We start from the raw sequence: 20,525 nt of genomic DNA, 5'->3' as shown, positions 1-20,525 counted from the left end.
TTTTGATTACATAATAAAAAGCTTGCAGAAACAATTACCGGTTCTGCAAGCTTTACCTTACCTATTCTTCATATTGTTCGTTTTCATTCGTCCCATACTGACCATTTTCCGTATCGATGACACCGCTCGTATACGAATCCATAATCTGCTGGCTTACCTGCTGGTTCGCATTTTCATCATACGTGAACTGCTCTTTCGGATCCCTCTTCTTCATCGTGATGCCCCCTTAAAAATAAGTAGTATATTCTCCTTTATTGTTCGAAAATTGGCTACAGATATAAGTGGGAAAATATAGTATGATGAATGTAAGGAGGGGATCACAATGAGTTTAAAATATCACAACATATTAGTAGCTGTAGATGGGTCAAGGGAAGCAGAATGGGCTTTCAAAAAAGCGATTGCCATCGCCAAACGGAATGACGCCACTCTGTCCCTGATCCACGTCATCGACACCCGCTCTTTCGCAGCCATCGAATCCTATGACCGTACTGTAGGAGAAAGAGCCATCAAGTATGCTGAAGAATTATTAAACGAGTACAAGGAAGAAGCCACCGAAGCCGGATTGACCAAAGTCAAAACATACGTCGAATACGGCTCCCCGAAAGTGATCATCCCAAGAGAAGCAACCAAAAACGTCAAAGCGGACCTCGTCATCTGCGGTGCCACCGGCCTCAACGCCGTCGAACGCTTCCTCATCGGAAGCGTATCAGAACACATCACCAGAGCTGCCCACTGTGACGTGCTGGTTGTAAGGACGGAAGAAGTGGAGGATTGATTTTTTTCATTAATACTTAAAAAAGAACGGTTGAGGGAGAATGATTCCACTCAGCCGTTCTTTTGCACTTTAATACCGAGGAGAAAGTGAAATTCCATTAGTTGATTGTAGCGGAAGGTGCTCGACTCCTGCGGGTATAGTGGGACAGGTGAGACCCCACAGGGCGAAGCCCGAGGAGGCTCACCGCCCACCCCGCGGAAAGCGAGCACCTGTAGCGAAAATCAACCAGCACTCTCTAATTGGTTTTAATTTTTTCTAAACAGATTGTTCAGCAAAAGACCCCAACTCAGCCTTCCCCTTCCCAATCTGCACCTTCACCTGCTCAAACCCAGTTCCACCATACGAATTCCTTCTCTCAACAGCCGAATAAGGAGTCAAAATCGAATAAATATCCTCCTCAATCAACGAAGAAAACTCACCGTACTTTTCCAGAGAAACATCCTTCAGATAACAGCCCTCCTCAATACAATACAACACAAGCTTCCCAACAATCTCATGGGCCTGTCTAAAAGGAATCCCCTTTGTCGCCAGATAATCAGCAAGCTCCGTCGCATTGGAGAAATCATTCCCGACCGCTTCCTTCATCTGTTCACTATTCACTTTCATCGTTGAAATCATGCCTGTGAAAATCTTCAGAGATCCCACAACGGTCTTCACCGTATCGAACATCCCTTCCTTGTCTTCCTGCATGTCCTTGTTATAGGCAAGTGGCAGTCCTTTTAAAACCGTAAGAAGCGAAATAAGATTCCCATTCACCCTGCCCGTCTTCCCTCTGACAAGCTCCGCCATATCCGGATTCTTCTTCTGGGGCATGATGCTGCTTCCCGTCGTGAAACTGTCATCGAGCTCGATGAATCGGAACTCTTCTGTTGACCACAGAATCATCTCTTCCGCCAGGCGGGAAAGGTGAGTCATCATGATCGAGCTGTTGCTCAGGAATTCCAGGATGAAATCACGGTCACTCACGGCATCCAGACTATTTTCATAACAGGAACCGAAGCCAAGGAGCTCGGCAGAATACTCACGGTCGATCGGGAAAGTCGTCCCCGCCAGTGCACCGGCACCCAATGGAGAGATATCGATTCTTTTCAACGAATCAACAAGCCTCTCCTTATCACGATTCAGCATCCAGAAATAACACATCAGATGATGGGCAAACGAGATTGGTTGGGCACGCTGAAGATGAGTGTACCCTGGAATGATCGTTTCCACATTATTCTCTGCCTGGACGATGATCGCTTCCTGCAGATCCTCCACGAGCTTGACGATTTCCTCCACTCGTCTTTTTAAAAACAGATGCATATCGGTCGCAATCTGGTCATTACGGCTTCTTCCTGTATGAAGCTTTCCTCCGACCTCGCCGATCAAGTCAATCAGCTGCTTCTCCAGGTTCAGATGAATATCCTCATACTCCACGGAAAACTGGAGCTCATTCCTTTCAGCCTTGCCGTAAAGCACGTGTAGTCCGTCTAGTATCTGATCGGCTTCATCAACCGTCAAAATCCCGCATTTCTTTAACATTTTCACATGTGCGACGCTGCCTTCAATATCTTCTAATACGAGCTCCTGATCGAATGAGATGGATGCATTGAATTCATCCACCCACTCTTCAGGCTTTTTGGTAAAACGGCCTCCCCATAACTTACTCATAGAGTCACTTTCTCTTTCTTCTCAGCGTTTACCATGGAAGACACCTTTGTCGGAAGACCCCATAGTTGAATGAATCCAACGGCAGCATCATGATCGAATTCATCCGCTTTTGTATACGTCGCAAGGTTTTCATCATACAGGGAATTCGGTGATTTTCTTCCTTCCACGATGGCATGGCCTTTGTATAATTTCACACGTACAACGCCATTCACATACACCTGCGTTTGATCAAGGAATGCTTTCAGCGCTTTATTTAATGGAGAGAACCATAGTCCCTCATAAATCAATTCGGTCATTTTTTTCTCGATCACCGGCTTGAAATGCGCAAGCTCTTTCACCAGTGTCAGATCTTCCAGTTCTTTATGTGCCTTTAAAAGAGTCATGGCAGCCGGACACTCATACACTTCACGTGACTTGATGCCGACAAGGCGGTTCTCTACATGATCGATACGTCCGACTCCGTGCTTACCGGCCAGCACATTCAGCTTCGCAATGATTTCTTCAAGAGGATACGCCACGTGATTCAGTTCCACAGGCACCCCTTTTGAGAACGTGATTTCAACTACATCTGCTTCATTCGGTGATTCTTCAATGCTTGATGTCAGGTCGTAAGCATCTTCCGGTGGTGCAGCCCAAGGATCCTCAAGGACTCCACACTCGTTGCTTCTTCCCCAAAGGTTTTGGTCGATGCTGTATGGAGAGTCAAGATTGATCGGAATCGGAATCCCCTTATCTTTCGCATATTCAATTTCCTCTTCACGTGACCATTTCCACTCACGAACCGGGGCGATCACTTCTAAATCAGGATTCAATGCCGCGATGGACACTTCGAATCTCACCTGGTCATTTCCTTTTCCCGTACAACCATGCGCCACCGCCGTTGCATTTTCCTGTTCGGCGACCTCCACAAGCTTCTTGGCAATCAACGGTCTTGATAGAGCGGACACCAGTGGATATTTCCCTTCGTACAGTGCATGACTTTGCAGAGCGATAAGCGCGTAATCGTTCGCGAACTCTTCTTTTGCATCAATGACATAGCTTTTGGACGCTCCTACCGTCAAAGCCTTTTCCTGTACAAAATCAAGATCCTTCCCTTCCCCCACATCCAGGCAACATGCAATGACTTCGTATTCTTTTTCCTTTAACCATTGAACCGCAACCGACGTGTCTAAACCACCTGAATAGGCTAATACCACTTTTTTACTCATCCGTATCTCCTCCTGTTGATTTTCTATATAAATGAATATTTATTCTTTAAGATGAATTTATATTAGCAGTTTACGAGAAATACATCAATACTTATTCATCAATTTGTATAATTATTTTATGGACAAGATGTGACATCGCCTTCGCACTGGGCTTCACGCAGAATTTATTGTAGGATGAAATAAGAATGAAACGTAAGGAGCGTCCAGAAAGATGAGGAATGAATTTTTTTCGTATAATCCGAGACTGGGCATCCACCTTCCCGTTATGCTGAAGGAATGGCCGATGTATTCTCCCGAGGAACAGGAAGTGATCCTTCTTGAGTGGGAGCGCGTCCGTGGAACAATTCCAGACCGAATCAGGGATATTGACGGGGAGATCGAGCGCCTGCAGGAGGAACTGGCTGCGGAAGATGACTTTGACCGGTCCTGCATAATCAACAATGAAATTTCTGAACGGGCCTCGGAAATCAATGACCTATGGCTCTGGTACCGGACCAATCCGGAAAAAACAAAAAGGGGAACGATGTGATGACCACATCATTCCCCTTTTTGTTTATTGTTCATTTTTCTTATCGCGCAGGTAGCGGTACTGATAATACTTTTCCGCAAAATCAGTGATCTTTCTCGAAAGCTGATAATTGGATCCCGCTCCGATGGCAATACTGACAAGTGGCAGACCCGACCACTTCTTCCCTTTGAACATCGTAATCGCCATCGCTTTCAGCGCCTGCTTCATGGATCCTTCCAGCCACGTGTAATCCGTCAGCTGCTCCGATCCATCGTAGAAGTAATTGGAATCCTTCTTGTTCAGATCCTCCATCAGATCCTCCCACGCAAGGGCCCGAAGTCTTGCCGGCAGGGTGGCCGCATGAAACACCTTCAATGACGTCATCATTTCGAACGGCGTCTGAACATCGAATCCGTACGTGATGGCGATGAGCTGCACCGACCGGAGATTGATGACAAGCATGGCCGGCAGGTCCGAACCAAGAGCCACCAAGCCGCCGGTCCCCGTCACTCCGCCTTGGAGAAGGGAGTAGATGCGGTGACGTCCCGCGTGCTGTTCCGCTATGTAATGAAGCTGATCAATCGTAAGATAATGCAGATCCTCCACCGTCTGAATATCCTGATTAAACGCCCGCGCCGTCACAAGGATACGCTCACGTGCATCATTCTGCATCTGTGAACCTTGTATCAGAGAGTGCATATGAAACAACCAGCCATCGAGACGCTGGAAAAATTGCTCCTGCATATCTTCAGGAATCGATTCAAACGCGTAATCCAACCATTTCACATATGTATGCTCCAAATCATTCGCTTCGTATTCATATAACTCTTCTCTCCACGTCTTGATTGACTGCCATACCTGCTTATCCCGTTCTGACCAGTTCACTTCTCCCCACTCCTTACATTCGTTGAATTAGGTATAGTATATCACATGTGGAACTGGGAGTTCGATTGAGTGGTGGGAATAGTCTGAAATTTTGAAGGGGAGGATTTTTCATTTATTATTTATTTGTTCTCCACCTCTCCTAATTCTTTTGCTGGTCGTAACCTTAAGTTATTCTTTAAAGAACCTTAAATCAAACTTAAATTTAAAAAATTCGATTTAAACTTAAAAACAAGGGTGGTAAATTAATACAAGTAACCGGTTATAAATACTTACTGTTTAAGGGAAGGTATTTCGAAAGGAAGTAATTGAAATGATATCTGGTTTATTAGGGGCACTATATGCCATTCTATTTGTATTTACTGTCTCTGTCATAATAGGAAAACTTTCAAGTTTGGCTAATGAAAAGAACCAAAATGAATACTATCTATTCTATAAATCCCTTTTTCTTATCGGGTGTTCTTTAGTTGTTATATTAATTAACACTAAGTATTTCCTATTGGACGCAGTAGCTAAAGCGGGACTTACAATTGCCGCTTTATTAATCGTTGTGTTGCCCATATTGATTATTTCCAAAGAAAAGAATAAGCCACTATATAAAAAACTTTCAAACTTGATCAATAAGTTCATTTAATTGACTCAAATTGCTAATAAAAGAAAGAGCGACAGTGCCCCCCCTCGGGAGTTACTGTCGCTCTTTCTAATTTATTATATATTAGCCGATATTCCCTTTTTCCACAACATCACGAGCAATCATCACTTCTTCATTCGTAGGAATGATCATGACTTTTACAGGTGAATGCGGGTAGTTGACGAATGCTTCTTTTCCACGTACTTTGTTGCGGGCAGGATCCCAGTATACGCCCATGAATTCCAAGCCTTGAAGGACTTTTTCACGGATCAGTGTACTGTTTTCACCGATACCTGCTGTGAAGACGATCGCGTCTACACCGTACATGCGGGATGCATACGAACCGATGTATTTATGGATACGGTTGGCGAACACTTCAAGAGCCAATTCCGCACGCTCGTTACCTTCTGAAGCCTGCTGCTCGATGTCACGAAGGTCACTTGAGAACCCGGATACACCAAGCATACCGGACTTCTTGTTCAGGATATTCAATACTTCATCAGCTGTTGATCCCGTTTTCTCCATGATGAACGGGATAAGAGCCGGGTCGATATTACCTGAACGAGTTCCCATGGCAACACCCGCTAGTGGTGTGAAGCCCATGGATGTATCGATAGACTTTCCGCCTTCGATGGCCGCGATACTCGCACCGTTACCTAAGTGACAAGAGATTAGGCGCACTTGCTCTTCCGGACGGCCAAGCATTTCAGCTGCACGCTGGGATACATACTTATGGGACGTACCGTGGAAACCATATTTACGGATTCCGAAATCTTCGTAGTACTCATAAGGAAGGCTGTATAAGAATGAGCTCTCAGGCATGGATTGGTGGAACGCCGTATCAAATACTGCAACCGCAGGAACATTCGGCAACACGCTTTGGAACGCCTTGATTCCCGTTAAGTTTGCAGGGTTATGAAGTGGAGCCAAATCAGATAGCTCTTCGATTTTCGTAATCACTTCGTCTGTGATCAGAACGGACTCATTGAAGATCTCCCCGCCGTGTACGACACGGTGACCGATTCCTTCAATTTCATCAAGTGAATTGATGATACCAAAGCCTGTCAGCTTTTCAAGCAGCATTTTAACGGCTACTTCATGGTTCGGGATATCCGTTACTTCTTCACGTTTTTCATCGTTCACTGTTATATTGAAAACCGCATCGTTTAATCCGATACGTTCAATGAGACCTTTTGTAATAACCGTTTCTTCAGGCATATCAAAAAGCTGAAACTTTAATGAAGAGCTTCCAGCATTAATTGCAATCACTTTTTTTGCCACGTTGTATCGCTCCTTTTGTTTTCGATCTATCGACTCTACCTTTATTCTGTTCATTGAATCGTTTTTTATCTCTCAATTCCCCATTAAATCACTGACTCCACCCTATTTCAAGAAAAAGCTTGAAATGACATCGTTTTCATGGTAAATTAAATATTTTCACAAAAATGTGAATACTATTTGAAGGAACGGTGGATAGATTGAAACTTCGGTTGATAAACTTAAAAAACGATTGGGAAACTCCTCACTCCCTGCATACCCAGAACACCCCTTCAATAAAACGCAAAAAAAAGACCGCCCAAAGGCAGTCTTTTATTTATTCTGTACCAACCACTGATCGATCTTCGACAGGATGTCCTGAAGGGCTCTTTGATTCGAAAGGCTTGGCAGTTGCGCAAGCAGTACCTCTTTAGGAGGCTTGATTCCTGTCTTTTTCTTCTGAAGGATCAGGATGCTTTTCGCCGAGTTTTTATTTTTGAACAGTGAAAGCGGCAGCTGCAGGAAGCCCTGGATGTCGGCTTTCTCTTTCAGATAACCTTGCAGCTGTGCGCTGTGCGGTGATTCGAAGAGTCCGTTCGGCACGATGAAGAACAGGTATCCTCCGTCCTTCGTATGCCTTAGGCTTTGTTCAATGAACAGATGGTGAGCATATGAATGGCCCTCTTCCGCTTTCAGTTCATAATCCTGGGCGCGCAGGTCGTTCGGATAATAGCCGATTGGCAGGTCGCAAAGGACAAGATCGACGGGATCGATGAACAACGGCTCTAATGAATCCTGGTTAAAGAGTTGCAATGGATGTTTCTGAAGATCGGCTCCCACATACGCAAGCTTGATCAGCACCTCGTCAATTTCGACCCCTATGGACTCGGTCTCTTTCCCAGGCATTTGATTTAACACCGTCGTTAAAAGGTTCCCTGTTCCGATCGCCGGATCAAGGACGGTCAGCTTATTCATATCTGCCGTAAATTTATTCACCAGGTAGCTGATGAATAACCCAAGTGAGTCCGGCGTCATTTGATGATTCGGCTGCACGTTCTCTTTCATCCCTTTTAAAATCGCGAATTGAAAGGCTTTACGGATATTTTCATTCTCAAGTTGAGAAAGGTTTACTTCATCGTACTTTTTATTGAGACGCTTCTTGGTCAGTTCATTGACTTCTTCCTGAAGGACATCCCCTTGAAACAGGTTTTCCCCTGTTTCGGCCACGGCTTCTAAATAACTGCAGGCGAGTTCCTCTTGCAGCAACGTAGCCGTTTCGTCGATTATTCCAAATAGTGATTCGACTGGCGAATTAATCATCGGCATTCATTCCTTTATCTCATTTTCATTCATCTATTTTACCTTTGTCAAAGACGTTTGTAAAAAAAACAATGCTGACCACGGATAAGTCAGGTCAGCATGTCTTAAAGATTATTCTGGTTGGGTCAGGATTACTTCGCGTTTTTCACTGCTTCAACGGCAGCGTCATAATCCGGGTGGTCAGTCGCTTCGCTCACATATTCCACATACGTTACTTCATCATTGCTGTCTACAACGAACACAGCACGTGCTAGAAGACGAAGTTCCTGGATGTGAACGCCGAATGCTTCTCCGAAAGAAAGATCGCGGTGATCAGAAAGCGTTTGGACATTCTCGATTCCGTTCGCTCCACACCAGCGCTTTTGTGCGAATGGAAGGTCAACTGAAACCGTCAATACTTCTACATTATCAAATTTCGTAGCTTCTTCATTGAATTTACGCGTCTGTGCATCACAAACACCGGTATCGATGGAAGGAACGACACTGATTAAACGCACCTTGCCTTTGGAATCATTCAGTGTGACTTCTGATAGATCATTAGCTAATACTGTGAAGTTGGGAGCTTTGTCGCCTACTTTTACCTCATTACCTAATAAAGTGACAGGGTTGTTCTTAAACGTGATATTTGCCATGATTTGTTCCTCCTCTATAATTGGTATGTACACTTTTCATACTACAGAAAAAGGGAGGGGGAAAGCAAATCATAGGGGTCCTTCCCGAAAAAAAAAGATGAGCCCACTCTTGACGAGTAAGCTCATTAACCATTATAGATCCAGCTTTTGATTGTGGTTGCCCTGACTGCTGTTGTCCTGCTTATTGTCATCCTTTTTCATCATGCCCTGAATCTTCTCAATGGCACCCGGAGCCAGGTCCAGCAGTCGATCGATCAGGTGAGTGCTTTCATCTAAATGAAGCATCTTGATTCCTTTCGAGCTGACGATCAGGAATGCGATTGGCGTAATGGAGACCCCGCCCCCGCTACCTCCGCCAAACGGCTGCTGCTTAGGGGATGACTTGTCACTTCCGCCATCTCCGCCTTTGCCGCTATCATCTTTACCCTTACTGTCGATGATGAATTCACTCCCACCTGCAGCAAATCCAAAGCCTACTTTTGAAACGGTCAGGATGACGCTTCCATCGGGTGTTTCAACGGGATCACCGATGATTGTATTCACGTCGATCATTTCTTTTAAATTTTCCATTGCCGTGGTCATCAGACCTTCAATCGGATGTTCTGACATGTGAAGACCTCCTAGTTAAACTGAATGTTTTTCTCCAGAAATGGTGGAAAGGGGCTTTGTCTTAAACCTGGCCCGGCCGCCTCTCCAGTACCGAAGTATCTTGAAACCTACTAGGATAGCATTCCCTATGCGAAACTGGATAATACATGAAAATTGAGTTTGAATCACCGCATGCTGAAATGTCGGGGTCACCTCAATGACCGGCATGGATTGAAGGCGCACGTACCCGCTCAGGATGCCGATGATGCTCCCTTTCATTCCCCAGATCGTTCCAGTCAACGTCCCCGTTGATGCTGCATCCCCAGTTCCGAAAAAGGTCTTCCACTGTACTTGATCCAATTTCACTTTTTTTAGAAACCCCCTGATGATCCGGTGCATGGACTGGACGTGAATGACGACCTCTTTCGTATCATTTAAGCTCGCAATAAAATCATGAGGCGTGATCTTCTTTTTTGAAGCCTTTTCCTTAGAAGGATTGCTTTCATTTCCTTTCTTCGTCTCCTGCTCGACTACGACATTCGGGCCGTCATCATCTAGCTTTACCAGTGGAATATCGATGGTATATTTGATCAAACCAAACCACGCCCTCAGCTTCACCTTGAAATGATCATTGTCATTCCCATGGTATAAGGAAATCGTGACGGTCAGCTTCGTGATGATTGCAATAAATAATAGAAATATAATAAGTGCCGCAATAATAATTAACGTCCAGATCCACCAGCTCATAAATTCACACCCTTCAACCTCTTATTATGGCCTTTGCGGGGGAAAATAAACTTGGGGAGGTGGAAATTGCGGTGAAAAATGGGGCTGACGGCCAAGTCTGGGGGTTGATTGCGTCATTTTCGTTCGTGATTGCGTCGTTTTTTGATTAATTGCGTCATTTCGTCCCATGATTGCGTCATTATTTCATTAATTGCGTCATTCCACCACGTAATTGCGTCATTTACCACAAAAAGGAAATAAACCATTAAAAAAACAAACCCGCCACATCAGCAGGTTTGCTTCTCTTCCTCACACAGCCGGAGTAAATTCCAGCTTCTTCTTTTCCTGAACCACCGTCGTGTCCGCAAACAGATCATGGATCCCCTGTTTCTTATTCGTAAACGCCACCACCACATATAAAATAAAGATGGTCGTGGAGATGAACCGGCCGATCAGTTCCCTGAACAGAATGGTTCCCCATGATGGTTTCGTTCCATTCAGCTCAATGACCCGGATGCCGAATACCATTTTTCCGATTGTCTGGCTGAAGTATTTCGTCATCAAAACGAAATACCCATAGAACACGATGCTCGTCAAAATGGAGATCGGTGCAAACATCGAACCGTCGGATAAAGAGATGTCCAGCAGTCTGAAAATCGGATTTACGATCAGCCGCGTGATGCTTCCGATGACGATCAAGTCCACAAGATAGGCCCAGAATCGTATCCAGAACCCCGCCAGGTAATAACCGTCTCGGGGAATTCTACCTGAATAGTCAGGTGAAGTCGACTGGACTTCGATATGTTCACGCGTTTCATTTTGCTCAAAGCTTTCACTCACGTCATTCACCTTCCTTATTCAGAGTATAGATACATCAATCGCGGGGAACCAGGATTTGAGAGGAGCTTCATCAGTGCTGCCGCTTCCATATCCTGACCCATCATTTTTCTTGCACCCATACTGAAGAATTCAGAGAAAGGGTCACCTGCTGTGTATTCAAATACTTGTGCATCTTTTAATTTATAATCCTTCTTCATCGCGGCGATGGTATCTTCCACATAACCGAATTCATCGATCAGGTTGACTTCCTTCGCCTGGATCCCATCGTACACACGTCCGTCTGCGATCTTCTTGACATCCGCTTCCGACATATCACGGCCTTTCGCAATGACATCGACGAAGCCTTCATAGGAATTGTCGATCATGGATTGAATGATCTTCCGTTCTTCATCCGTCATTTTTCGGGTCGGACTCATAATATCTTTATACGGTCCACTCTTGATCGTGACAAAATCGACTCCATATTTCTCAGCAAGTTCCGAGTAGTTGATGCTGTGCATGATGACCCCGAGTGAACCCGTGAGCGTTTCTTTGCTGGCGAAGATTTTTGTAGCCGGTGCTGATATGTAGTAGCCTCCGGATGCCGCCGTACCGCCCATCGATACATAGATCGGCTTCTTCGTTTTTTCCATGATTTCCACCAGTTTCGAGTGGATCTGTGCACTTTCCACTACACCGCCGCCTGGAGAATTCACTTTTAAAATGATCCCTTTGACTGATTTGTCTTTTTCAACGGCATCAAGCTTATCCATAAAGAGCTCGTGGTTATAGCCCGGGCTTTCGAATAAGGAACTTGCACCACCCGTATCCTGGATGACACCTTCCACTTCAAGGACCGCGATCCGTTTATTCGCATTTCCTTCATCGATGATTTCTTCGGAGAATGGATTGTCCGTCCCTCCGAACATGTCTTCAAATGCTTGATTAACATCACTTGTCACAGCAGAGGTCGCAAAGTTGACGATTACCGAAACAAAGAATAATGCGCCAGCGATTCCTAATGCCGTCCACCTTTTTGCATTCATCTGTATATTCCTCCCTCGTTTACCCTATCTTATGTAAGGATATGAATATCATTCTCATGGGGAAACATGATAGAATATTCACTAAGTTAGATTCTAGCAAAATTTTATGTAAATGGGAAAAATTATCTTTTATCCTGGGAGGTACATACGATGAATAACCGTCGAAATATCTTTTTCTATGCCCTTCAACAAGAAGGAATGCAGGCCAAACTTGATCAATTATATGAACTGGCAAGGCGGTATGATTTCAATATAGTAGAATCTTCGAAGAACGCAAATATCATCGTCAGCATCGGAGGCGACGGAACATTCCTTCAGGCCGTCCGGCAAACCGGCTTCAGGGAGGACTGCCTGTATGCAGGTATTTCAACCGGCGGCACGCTCAGCATGTACTGTGACTTCCATATCGATGACACATCCAAGATGATCGAAGCCATGACAACCGAGCAGATCGAAGTACGTAAATACCCGACCATCGAAGTGACCGTCGACAACCAGACGTCCTTTCACTGCCTGAATGAATTCAGCATCCGCTCCGGCATCATCAAAACCTTCGTCATGGACGTCTTCATCGACGACAAACATTTTGAAACGTTCAGAGGCGACGGCATGATCTTCGCCACTCCGACGGGAAGCACCGCTTATAACAAATCCGTCAATGGAGCCGTCGTCGATCCGATGCTTCCTTGTATCCAGGTGAGCGAAATGGCTTCCTTGAATAATAACCGCTATCGTACCCTGGGGTCATCCTTTATTGTGAGCGGACAGCGCCGCCTGGTCCTGAAGATCGTCCAGGACGGAAACGATTATCCGGCGATGGGAATGGATAATGAAGCATTAAGCATTCAGCATGTGGAAAAAGTTGAAGCCAAGTTAAGTGATAAAGTAATCAAAACGGTGAAATTGAAGGATAATTCGTTCTGGGAGAAAGTGAAACGGTCGTTTTTGTAGGGTGAACTGACGTGATTGGTTGCGAGTCTTTAACCAATTAACTCATTGCTCCAACCTCTTGCCACATCACTCACAAATCTCATACAAAAAACGCTCCAGGTATCCACACCTGGAGCGTTTTCAATTACGCTGACAATCTCGCCTCTCTTCTCCGCTTCCTCGCATACTGCACTCGCGAAGCCGTAAAGATTGTCAATGCCAGCCAAATGAACATAAACGAAATGAGATGGGTCGTCGAAAACTCTTCATGATACATCCATATGCCGAGGATCAACGTGATCGTCGGGGCAATGTATTGCAAAAATCCGACCATATACAAAGGAATCTGCTGCGCACCTTTTGAGAAGAACAGCAACGGAATCGCGGTCGCCGCACCTGCTCCCATAAGTAAGAGGTCCGTCCCTCCCGATACATGGAACAGAGAAAGGGTTCCTTCTTTGTACATGTAGGCAAGGTAAATCAGGGATACGGGTGCGATGGTCATCGTTTCGAGTGTGAGTCCGATGGATGATTCGACTTGGATGAGTTTTTTGGCCAGGCCGTATAGTCCGAATGAGAAGGCGAGACCGATGGCGATCCAGGGGAATTCCCCATAGGAAATCGTCAGGATCAGCACTCCGATGGCAGCTAACCCGAAGGATACCATTTGAGCCTTCGACAGGCTTTCTTTTAAAATAAACACGCCCAATAATACGCTGACCAGCGGATTAATATAATAGCCGAGGCTTGCTTCCACCATCTGATTGGTATTCACAGCCCAAATGTAAATAAACCAGTTTGTGCTGATCAGGATTGAAGCGAGCAGCAAGGCGAACAGCTGCTTCTTTTTGGTCAGAGATGTTTTTAAATAGTTGGTAAAATCCTTCCAACGCCTGCTGACGAACAGGAATAGAAGCATGAACCAGAAGGACCAGAAAATGCGGTTGGCCAGTATCTCATCCGCTGATACATGATTGAGCCATTTCCAGTAGATCGGAAGAATTCCCCAAAGAAAATAGGAAAAGGCCGTATACAGAATCCCGGCTTGATCTTGCTTCATAAAAAACACCCCCAAAACTATTTCTATTTCCGAAATATCTCCATTATATCGGTGAAAGGTTTTGGGGGCAATGATTATTTATTTTTTATAGACAATGGTTTCGTCCACGATGGTCATATCGACGACTTTACCGAGTAATTGGTCTTCCTCGACAGTGAATGGATCGATGTCCAATACGGTGAAATCGGCCGTATAGCCTTCAGAGATCACTCCTCTATCGTCTTCATGGTGACAGGCATAGGCGCTGCCCTTTGTAAAAAGGGAGATTGCCTCATACATCGTAAGCTTCTCTTCTGGACGATACTCCGTTTTCCCAGGATCAAGAGGGTTGGTGCGGGTGACCGCCGCATGAATCCCCCAAAGCGGGTTGATCGGCTCGATCGGTGCATCCGATCCACCTGCACAAGGAATGCCTTCCTCAAGGAGCGTTTTCCAGGCATAGTTGTATGTCATGTTTTCCTCACCCAATCGGTCGATCACCCAAGGGAAATCCGACGCCACGAATCTCGGTTGAATATCCAGGATAAGGGGCAGTCCTTTGATTTTATCAATCAATTCTTTGCGAAGGATCTGGGCGTGGATGAGACGGTCGCGTCTTCCGTGAACGGAAGGTTCCTCCAGGACCGCATCGACGACATTTTCAAAAGCCTGATCCCCGATCGTATGGACCGCTATCGGCAGTTCATACTTCCTTGCCTTTTTCACCAGTTCCTGAAGTCTTTCATTGGTGTGGATGCTGACCCCGCTCGTGCTTGGATCATCGGCGTACGGGTAGCTGAGTAACGCCGTTCTGCCTCCTAACGCTCCGTCAGCGAAGATTTTCATGGCACCGAATTCAATGAATTCATTTCCTCCAAGGAAATGATGCCCCTCTTCCTTCCAATCTTCAATGACTGCATGGTGGACAAGAAGGTGAGCCCTGAATTTCTTTTTGCCTACATTAATTGTCTCCAGGAACGCATCATACGTTTTCTTGAAGTTTCCATAATAGCTTAAATCCTCTGTGTGGCCGCCGACCAGTCCATGCTCCCAGCAGCTTTCGATCCCTTTTGTCAAGGCTTCGACGAGGTACTCGGATGAGATGGAAGGCAGGGCGTCGATCATCAGGTCCTGTGCCTTATCCTTCAGTAATCCATTGAGCGATCCATCATCGTCCTTTTCAATCAAGCCACCTGGAGGATTCGGTGTGTGTTCATCGATTCCTGCATTTCTCAATGCCAATGAATTGACGACCATAGCATGTCGGCAAATCCGTTTCAATAGGACGGGATGATGGGGGACGACAGCGTCGATTTCCTGCTTCGTCAGGACGGCTGCATCACTCCAAAGATTCTCATTCCAGCCTTCACCGATGACCCATTTCCCTTCTTCCAGGCCGCCGGCTTTTTCCTTGATTGCATCGAGCACTTCCCGTTTACTATTCATACTGGAAAGATCCAGCCTCATCAGTGTTTCACCGTGACCGATCAGATGCATGTGACTATCCACAAACCCCGGGAACATCACCTTCTGCTCCAAATCCACCACAGAATCTACCGTAAACTCCTGCTCCAATTGTTCAGATGTGCCCAGGCCTTTGATCAGACCGTTCTCTGTAAATACTGCTTCCACTTGATGACCTTCATGCTGCATTGTATAGATGATTCCGTTTCTCCATAAAGTACCCATGATGCATTTCCTTCTTTCATAAAAGTCTATTTCTCAAATGTATCATATTATAGAAAAATTCTGAAATGGAAAAACCATAAAAAAATAGAGAGCCTTATAGGCTCCCTATCGGGTGATCAGTTTTTGACAGAATTCAATTCTTTTTGTCTAAGCTCGATTCTTCTGATCTTCCCTGATGTCGTTTTCGGCAGTTCCTTTACAAATTCAATCTTACGCGGATATTTGTAAGGAGCCGTTAGTTCTTTCACATGCTGCTGTAGGGCAGGAATCAGTTCCGGATCAGCCTGATCCACATCTTCCCGCAGTACAACGAATGCCTTTACGATCAAACCCCTGACCTCATCAGGGCTTCCTACAACGGCACATTCCTGAACGGATGGATGTTTGACAAGTGCATCCTCTACTTCAAAAGGTCCAATTGTGTAACCGGAGCTGATGATGATGTCATCCCCGCGGCCTTCGAACCAGAAGTAGCCGTCTTCATCCTTCTTGGCTTTGTCTCCTGTAATATAGTAATCTCCCCTGAACTGCATGGCTGTGCGCTCAGGATCTTTATAATAATTTTTGAAGAGGGCAGGGGTTTCAACGTGAACCGCGATGTCTCCCACTTCTCCTACTTCACATGGATAGCCTTCGTCGTTGATGATTTCGACCCTGTTTCCAGGTGTCGGTTTCCCCATGGATCCCGGTTTCAGTTCCATACCTTTCATGATTCCGACGAGAAGTGTGTTTTCCGTCTGTCCGTAGCCGTCGCGGACTTCGATCTCGAAGTATCTCTTAAACGCATCGATGACTTCCCTGTTTAACGGCTCTCCTGCCGATACGGCGCTGTGCAGATGATCAAGCTTATATGTTCCCAGGTTATCGACTTTGGCCATCAAGCGATACTCTGTCGGCGTACAGCATAGCACGTTGACATGATTATCCTGAAGCATCTGCAGATATTTATTGGGATCGAACTTCCCTTGGTATACAAGACCGGTAGCTCCTGATCCCAGCACAGACAGGAACGGACTCCAAATCCACTTTTGCCACCCTGGACCTGCCGTCGCCCAAACCGTGTCACCCTCTTCGATGCATAACCATTCACGAGCGGCTGTTTTCAGGTGAGCATAGGCCCATCCATGTGTGTGGACAACCCCTTTCGGATTTCCCGTCGTCCCTGAAGTGTAAGATAAGAACGCCATGTCATCCCTTTTCGTATCAGCGAATGCAAGTTCTTCAGATGCACCTTTCATCTCTTCTTGTATGGCTATCCAGCCCTCCTGCTTTTCACCGACGACGAACTTCTGGAGATTTTCCATCCCCCTCACGTTTTCAAACTGCTCCACAAATGGAGCGTACGCTACGATCCCTTTCACATCCCCATGATCAATGCGGTATTCAAGATCTTTCGTCCGCAGCATTTCAGAGCTCGGTATCACCACTAATCCTGATTTAAGGGCCGCAAGATAGACGGCGTACGCCTCTATCAGACGTGGAACCATGACAAGGATGACATCCCCCTTTTCTAGACCCGCCCCGTAGAAAACGTTTCCAATTTTATTTACATCTTTCAATAATTGCGAATATGTAATGTCTTCTTTCTTTCCTTCTTCATTTTCCCATTTGATGGCAAGCTTGTCTTGATCACTTGCAAACTTCTCTACTTCCTCTACCAAATTGTACTTTTCCGGTGCAATCAATTCTTCCCTTTTCACATCTGACTCCCCCTTGTTTGTCGGTACTACTTCTCTATTATACAAAATAATTTAAATTTTTTAAATTATTTGGCTAAATCTGATTACCGTCAATATGTGAGGTTTTTCGACAAAAGGATTGTCAATGAGGTAAGGAGATGACCTGGAAATGGGGTTTCCTCTTCTCCATAACAAATAGAAAAGGAGCGGGGAAACCCGCTCCTTTGTAGCCATTGTATTTAATTATTTTGAGTATCCGCCACCGATTTGTTGTTCAGCCATTTGAACTAAACGTTTAGTGATTTCACCACCTACAGAACCGTTAGCGCGTGCTGTTGCATCTGGACCAAGTTGAACTCCGAATTCAGAAGCGATTTCGTATTTCATTTGGTCGATTGCTTGTTGAGCTCCTGGAGCTACTAATTGATTTGAACTGTTGTTTGCCATGTGTTTTCACCTCCTTGTTGAATATAGATTGTGTCAAAACACATGGCTTCATACAAGGAAATTCGTTGGTAAATTATCCTAAATTTTTAGAGTAATTCGTCAAAGGTTTTTTCTGACTCTGAACCGGTGGAACCGTCGATTGTGATCGTTTCTGTACCGTCTACAGCCTCTTTGAGAAGAGATCCGAAATCAACGAAGCTTTCATAATACTCCACTTTTTCCTTTTTCGGTCTCGTTTTTGGAGCCGGCGGCGTGAAAATGGTACAGCAATCCTCATATGGAAGGATGGAAATGTCATGGGTATCGATTCTTTGGGCGATATCGATGATTTCCAGCTTGTCCATTGCGATTAGTGGACGTAGCACAGGTGTGTTCGTAACTGCATTGATCGCTTCCATGCTCTCGAGGGTCTGGCTTGCCACCTGACCGAGGCTTTCGCCTGTGATGAGGGCACGTCCTTCATGCTTCTCACGAATCGCGTCTGCAATTCGCAACATCATTCGTCTCGTAGAAGTCATCGTATAATTCTCAGGAACCTGATCATGGATCGTTTGCTGTACTTTCGTGAAAGGAACGATATGCAGCTTCACTTTTCCGCTGAAGGCAGACAGTTTCTGCGACAGATCGATGACCTTCTGTTTTGCCCGTTCACTTGTAAACGGCGGGCTGTGGAAATGGACGGCTTCGATTTCCACGCCCCGTTTCATTGTAAGATAACCTGCAACAGGGCTGTCGATTCCTCCTGAAAGCATGAGCATCGCTTTTCCGCTGGCTCCGACCGGCATCCCCGTGGACCCCTGATAAATTTCAGAGGAAAGGTAGACTCCCTCTTTTCGCACTTCTACATTCAGTTGGATATCTGGTTTTTTCACGTCGACCTTTAGTCCGTCCAGATTGCGGAGGATGTGGGATCCCACTTCATAATTCAGTTCATTCGTGTCCAGTTCAAACTTTTTATCCGCTCTGCGGGCAGAGACTTTAAAAGTCTTCCCAGGCGAAAAGCTCTTTTCCACGAGTGCCAGTCCCGCTTTCTTGATTTCCTCCATGTCTTGAGGGACCTTAACGACAGGGCTGAATGATTGGATTCCGAAGATCTTCTGGAGTCTCGGAATGATTTCTTCCCCATTCTCGTCCCCCAATTGAATATGAAGGCGGTCTCTGCTCGCTGAAACGGAAATCGTCGGGAAATCCTTCAATGCCTGCAGAATATTTTCACGGAGCTTGGCCGTGAACATTTTTCGGTTTCGTCCTTTGGTGGAAATTTCACCGTATCTTACGAGTATGCGATTATATTTCATCTTGATCTCCTCATTGTGTGTTGTAATAGATCTATTTCATTAGTGAGTAGCGTAATAAATTCTTGGCATTCTTCCATTGTATTATGGAACGATAGGCTGATCCGAACGGAATTACTGGCAAGATTGTCGGGCACGCCCATGGATAAGAGGGTCTGGCTTGGCTTACTTTGCTTGGATGAACATGCGCTTGTCGTCGAGACGTACACCTCATGGCGGTCCAGGGCATGTATGAGCACTTCTCCTTTAAAATCCTGAACAGAAAAATTCAAGATATGCGGAGCGTGATCCCTGATCGGGGTATGAACGGTCACACCTTCGATTTTCTCCAGCTCTCTCCTCAGGAATACTTGGTTTTCTTCCATTATAGCCAACTTCTGTCGGCTGTCTTCCATGTGCATCCGGAGTGCCTTCGCAAACGAAACGATACCTCCTGTGTTTTCCGTCCCGCTCCTGAGGTTCCCTTCTTGCTCACCGCCGGAAAGAAGAGGTGACAGTTCAAGTCCGTCCCTCACAAACAGCATGCCGGTTCCTTTGATGCCATGAATTTTATGGGCGGAAATGCTGCATAAATCGATGAGCTTTTCGTCGAGAATAAGGGGTACCTTCCCGCAAGCCTGAACGGCATCGACATGGAAGAGGATCTTCGGGTACTGTTTAAGGATCATTCCGATCTCCCTGATGGGCTGAACGCTCCCAATCTCATTATTCACACCCATGACCGAAACGAGGATCGTATCATTCTGTATGGCCTCCTTCACATCAGAGGGACGGACCTTCCCGTTAGCGTCCACATCGAGATACGTTGCCTTGTACCCGAACGTTTCCAATTGCTTGAATGCATTCATGACGGAAGGATGCTCGATTTTGGTCGTGATGATGTGTTTTCCTCTGTGACCGTATTGGAGAGCCGTCCCTTTGATCGCCAGGTTATTGGATTCTGTCCCGCCTGAGGTAAAGAATACCTCTTTTGTCTTTATTCCTAATAGGGAAGCGATTTGCTCCCTGGATTGCTGAATCAACTTTTCCACCCATCCGCCGAATGAATGGATGGAGGATGGATTGGCGTAATAGCTTTCATTCACTTTCAGGAACGTGTCCAGTACTTCTTTATATGGTTTGGTTGTTGCACTATTATCAAAATAGATCAAAGTATCCACCTTCTTTTGAATGACACTGACTTTTATATTCAATCACTAATCTTACCATAAATCATCCCTATCCCAAATGAATTTCATTTTGACGAAGGAATAAATTATAGTAGAAACATAATTCAACGAACGATTCACAAAAATTTTTTCATTTTCCAAAAATTATTATTGAAAAGTGACAGAATTTTTGCGAGAATCTAAAAGGAAATAAAAACATAAGTTATTTAAATATACTAAATTGTAAGACTATTTA

Annotated in this window: 21 protein-coding genes; 4 read left to right on the top strand and 17 right to left on the bottom strand. The window is 45.3% G+C overall.

Annotation, left to right across the window (positions count from 1 at the left end; translation table 11 throughout):
• Nucleotides 1-61: 61 nt before the first annotated feature.
• Nucleotides 62-214, bottom strand: a complete 153-nt coding sequence (locus tag KYJ26_RS06640; RefSeq protein WP_219166503.1) for a hypothetical protein — start codon at nt 212-214, stop codon at nt 62-64.
• Nucleotides 215-322: 108 nt separating this feature from the next.
• On the opposite strand from KYJ26_RS06640, the gene KYJ26_RS06635 reads away from it, so the two are divergent.
• A complete protein-coding gene (locus KYJ26_RS06635) occupies nt 323-775 on the top strand; it encodes a universal stress protein (protein WP_219166502.1) in 453 nt (150 codons plus the stop codon).
• Between the two features lie 255 nt (nt 776-1,030).
• Here the strand turns inward: KYJ26_RS06635 and argH are convergent, their stop codons facing one another.
• Together argH and KYJ26_RS06625 are read right to left on the bottom strand one after the other, a co-directional pair.
• Nucleotides 1,031-2,425 (bottom strand): argininosuccinate lyase, encoded by a 1,395-nt coding sequence (gene argH / locus KYJ26_RS06630; protein WP_219166501.1) that lies wholly within the window; start codon nt 2,423-2,425, stop codon nt 1,031-1,033.
• Nucleotides 2,422-3,633, bottom strand: coding sequence for an argininosuccinate synthase (locus KYJ26_RS06625; RefSeq protein ID WP_257474910.1), 1,212 nt, complete (start codon nt 3,631-3,633; stop codon nt 2,422-2,424). Before KYJ26_RS06625 ends, argH begins: the two co-directional genes overlap by 4 nt.
• Nucleotides 3,634-3,844: 211 nt before the next feature.
• Here KYJ26_RS06625 and KYJ26_RS06620 point away from each other — a divergent pair, with 211 nt between their 5' ends.
• Nucleotides 3,845-4,162, top strand: a complete 318-nt coding sequence (locus KYJ26_RS06620) for a hypothetical protein (RefSeq protein ID WP_219166500.1) — start codon at nt 3,845-3,847, stop codon at nt 4,160-4,162.
• A gap of 24 nt (nt 4,163-4,186) precedes the next feature.
• Here the strand turns inward: KYJ26_RS06620 and KYJ26_RS06615 are convergent, their stop codons facing one another.
• On the bottom strand, nt 4,187-5,026 hold the full coding sequence (locus KYJ26_RS06615; RefSeq protein WP_219166499.1) for an EcsC family protein: 840 nt from the start codon (nt 5,024-5,026) through the stop codon (nt 4,187-4,189).
• Nucleotides 5,027-5,336: 310 nt separating this feature from the next.
• Here KYJ26_RS06615 and KYJ26_RS06610 point away from each other — a divergent pair, with 310 nt between their 5' ends.
• A complete protein-coding gene (locus KYJ26_RS06610) occupies nt 5,337-5,657 on the top strand; it encodes a hypothetical protein (protein WP_219166498.1) in 321 nt (106 codons plus the stop codon).
• 81 nt (nt 5,658-5,738) lie between these two features.
• Here the strand turns inward: KYJ26_RS06610 and KYJ26_RS06605 are convergent, their stop codons facing one another.
• The 7 genes from KYJ26_RS06605 to sppA all read right to left on the bottom strand — a co-directional run bounded on the left by KYJ26_RS06605 (nt 5,739) and on the right by sppA (nt 12,042).
• Entirely contained in the window at nt 5,739-6,935 is a 1,197-nt protein-coding gene (locus KYJ26_RS06605; RefSeq protein WP_308807549.1) for an acetate kinase, read from the bottom strand.
• A 309-nt stretch (nt 6,936-7,244) separates the two neighbouring features.
• The gene (locus KYJ26_RS06600; protein ID WP_374939759.1) at nt 7,245-8,228 is read right to left on the bottom strand and encodes a class I SAM-dependent methyltransferase; all 984 of its coding nucleotides are present in this window, start codon (nt 8,226-8,228) and stop codon (nt 7,245-7,247) included.
• A gap of 134 nt (nt 8,229-8,362) precedes the next feature.
• Nucleotides 8,363-8,863, bottom strand: a complete 501-nt coding sequence (tpx, locus tag KYJ26_RS06595; protein ID WP_219166495.1) for a thiol peroxidase — start codon at nt 8,861-8,863, stop codon at nt 8,363-8,365.
• A 132-nt stretch (nt 8,864-8,995) separates the two neighbouring features.
• On the bottom strand, nt 8,996-9,472 hold the full coding sequence (gene ytfJ / locus KYJ26_RS06590; RefSeq protein ID WP_219166494.1) for a GerW family sporulation protein: 477 nt from the start codon (nt 9,470-9,472) through the stop codon (nt 8,996-8,998).
• Between the two features lie 15 nt (nt 9,473-9,487).
• Nucleotides 9,488-10,198 (bottom strand): DUF2953 domain-containing protein, encoded by a 711-nt coding sequence (locus tag KYJ26_RS06585; protein ID WP_219166493.1) that lies wholly within the window; start codon nt 10,196-10,198, stop codon nt 9,488-9,490.
• Nucleotides 10,199-10,486: 288 nt separating this feature from the next.
• Entirely contained in the window at nt 10,487-11,026 is a 540-nt protein-coding gene (locus KYJ26_RS06580) for an RDD family protein (protein WP_219166492.1), read from the bottom strand.
• Nucleotides 11,027-11,031: 5 nt separating this feature from the next.
• The gene (gene sppA, locus KYJ26_RS06575; RefSeq protein ID WP_219166491.1) at nt 11,032-12,042 is read right to left on the bottom strand and encodes a signal peptide peptidase SppA; all 1,011 of its coding nucleotides are present in this window, start codon (nt 12,040-12,042) and stop codon (nt 11,032-11,034) included.
• Nucleotides 12,043-12,192: 150 nt separating this feature from the next.
• Here sppA and KYJ26_RS06570 point away from each other — a divergent pair, with 150 nt between their 5' ends.
• Nucleotides 12,193-12,993 carry an NAD kinase gene (locus KYJ26_RS06570; RefSeq protein WP_219166490.1) on the top strand — a complete coding sequence of 267 codons (801 nt, stop codon included), beginning with the start codon at nt 12,193-12,195 and terminating at the stop codon, nt 12,991-12,993.
• A 124-nt stretch (nt 12,994-13,117) separates the two neighbouring features.
• Here the strand turns inward: KYJ26_RS06570 and rarD are convergent, their stop codons facing one another.
• The 6 genes from rarD to KYJ26_RS06540 all read right to left on the bottom strand — a co-directional run bounded on the left by rarD (nt 13,118) and on the right by KYJ26_RS06540 (nt 20,272).
• On the bottom strand, nt 13,118-14,032 hold the full coding sequence (rarD, locus tag KYJ26_RS06565) for an EamA family transporter RarD (protein WP_219166489.1): 915 nt from the start codon (nt 14,030-14,032) through the stop codon (nt 13,118-13,120).
• A gap of 78 nt (nt 14,033-14,110) precedes the next feature.
• Nucleotides 14,111-15,700 carry an amidohydrolase gene (locus KYJ26_RS06560; protein WP_219166488.1) on the bottom strand — a complete coding sequence of 530 codons (1,590 nt, stop codon included), beginning with the start codon at nt 15,698-15,700 and terminating at the stop codon, nt 14,111-14,113.
• Nucleotides 15,701-15,816: 116 nt separating this feature from the next.
• Nucleotides 15,817-17,400 (bottom strand): acyl-CoA synthetase MbcS, encoded by a 1,584-nt coding sequence (gene mbcS / locus KYJ26_RS06555; protein ID WP_219166487.1) that lies wholly within the window; start codon nt 17,398-17,400, stop codon nt 15,817-15,819.
• A 222-nt stretch (nt 17,401-17,622) separates the two neighbouring features.
• Nucleotides 17,623-17,826, bottom strand: coding sequence for an alpha/beta-type small acid-soluble spore protein (locus tag KYJ26_RS06550; RefSeq protein WP_034765764.1), 204 nt, complete (start codon nt 17,824-17,826; stop codon nt 17,623-17,625).
• 86 nt (nt 17,827-17,912) lie between these two features.
• The gene (gene thiI / locus KYJ26_RS06545) at nt 17,913-19,124 is read right to left on the bottom strand and encodes a tRNA uracil 4-sulfurtransferase ThiI (protein WP_219166486.1); all 1,212 of its coding nucleotides are present in this window, start codon (nt 19,122-19,124) and stop codon (nt 17,913-17,915) included.
• A complete protein-coding gene (locus tag KYJ26_RS06540; protein WP_219166485.1) occupies nt 19,121-20,272 on the bottom strand; it encodes a cysteine desulfurase family protein in 1,152 nt (383 codons plus the stop codon). The genes thiI and KYJ26_RS06540 overlap by 4 nt, the downstream gene beginning before the upstream one ends.
• Nucleotides 20,273-20,525: the final 253 nt, after the last annotated feature.

Origin of the sequence: Rossellomorea orangium (assembly GCF_019334305.1) — a bacterium.
GTDB lineage: Bacteria > Bacillota > Bacilli > Bacillales > Bacillaceae_B > Rossellomorea.
Note: the sequence above shows the minus strand (reverse complement) of the source record. Positions and strands in the feature narration are given on the sequence as shown.

Coding starts and splice junctions, on each gene's coding strand:
- KYJ26_RS06640 (WP_219166503.1), bottom strand. CDS start 214: ATGAAGAAGAGGGATCCGAAAGAGCAGTTCACGTATGATGAAAATGCG.
- KYJ26_RS06635 (WP_219166502.1), top strand. CDS start 323: ATGAGTTTAAAATATCACAACATATTAGTAGCTGTAGATGGGTCAAGG.
- argH (WP_219166501.1), bottom strand. CDS start 2,425: ATGAGTAAGTTATGGGGAGGCCGTTTTACCAAAAAGCCTGAAGAGTGG.
- KYJ26_RS06625 (WP_257474910.1), bottom strand. CDS start 3,633: ATGAGTAAAAAAGTGGTATTAGCCTATTCAGGTGGTTTAGACACGTCG.
- KYJ26_RS06620 (WP_219166500.1), top strand. CDS start 3,845: ATGAGGAATGAATTTTTTTCGTATAATCCGAGACTGGGCATCCACCTT.
- KYJ26_RS06610 (WP_219166498.1), top strand. CDS start 5,337: ATGATATCTGGTTTATTAGGGGCACTATATGCCATTCTATTTGTATTT.
- tpx (WP_219166495.1), bottom strand. CDS start 8,863: ATGGCAAATATCACGTTTAAGAACAACCCTGTCACTTTATTAGGTAAT.
- ytfJ (WP_219166494.1), bottom strand. CDS start 9,472: ATGTCAGAACATCCGATTGAAGGTCTGATGACCACGGCAATGGAAAAT.
- KYJ26_RS06585 (WP_219166493.1), bottom strand. CDS start 10,198: ATGAGCTGGTGGATCTGGACGTTAATTATTATTGCGGCACTTATTATA.
- sppA (WP_219166491.1), bottom strand. CDS start 12,042: ATGAATGCAAAAAGGTGGACGGCATTAGGAATCGCTGGCGCATTATTC.
- KYJ26_RS06570 (WP_219166490.1), top strand. CDS start 12,193: ATGAATAACCGTCGAAATATCTTTTTCTATGCCCTTCAACAAGAAGGA.
- rarD (WP_219166489.1), bottom strand. CDS start 14,032: ATGAAGCAAGATCAAGCCGGGATTCTGTATACGGCCTTTTCCTATTTT.
- KYJ26_RS06560 (WP_219166488.1), bottom strand. CDS start 15,700: ATGGGTACTTTATGGAGAAACGGAATCATCTATACAATGCAGCATGAA.
- KYJ26_RS06550 (WP_034765764.1), bottom strand. CDS start 17,826: ATGGCAAACAACAGTTCAAATCAATTAGTAGCTCCAGGAGCTCAACAA.
- thiI (WP_219166486.1), bottom strand. CDS start 19,124: ATGAAATATAATCGCATACTCGTAAGATACGGTGAAATTTCCACCAAA.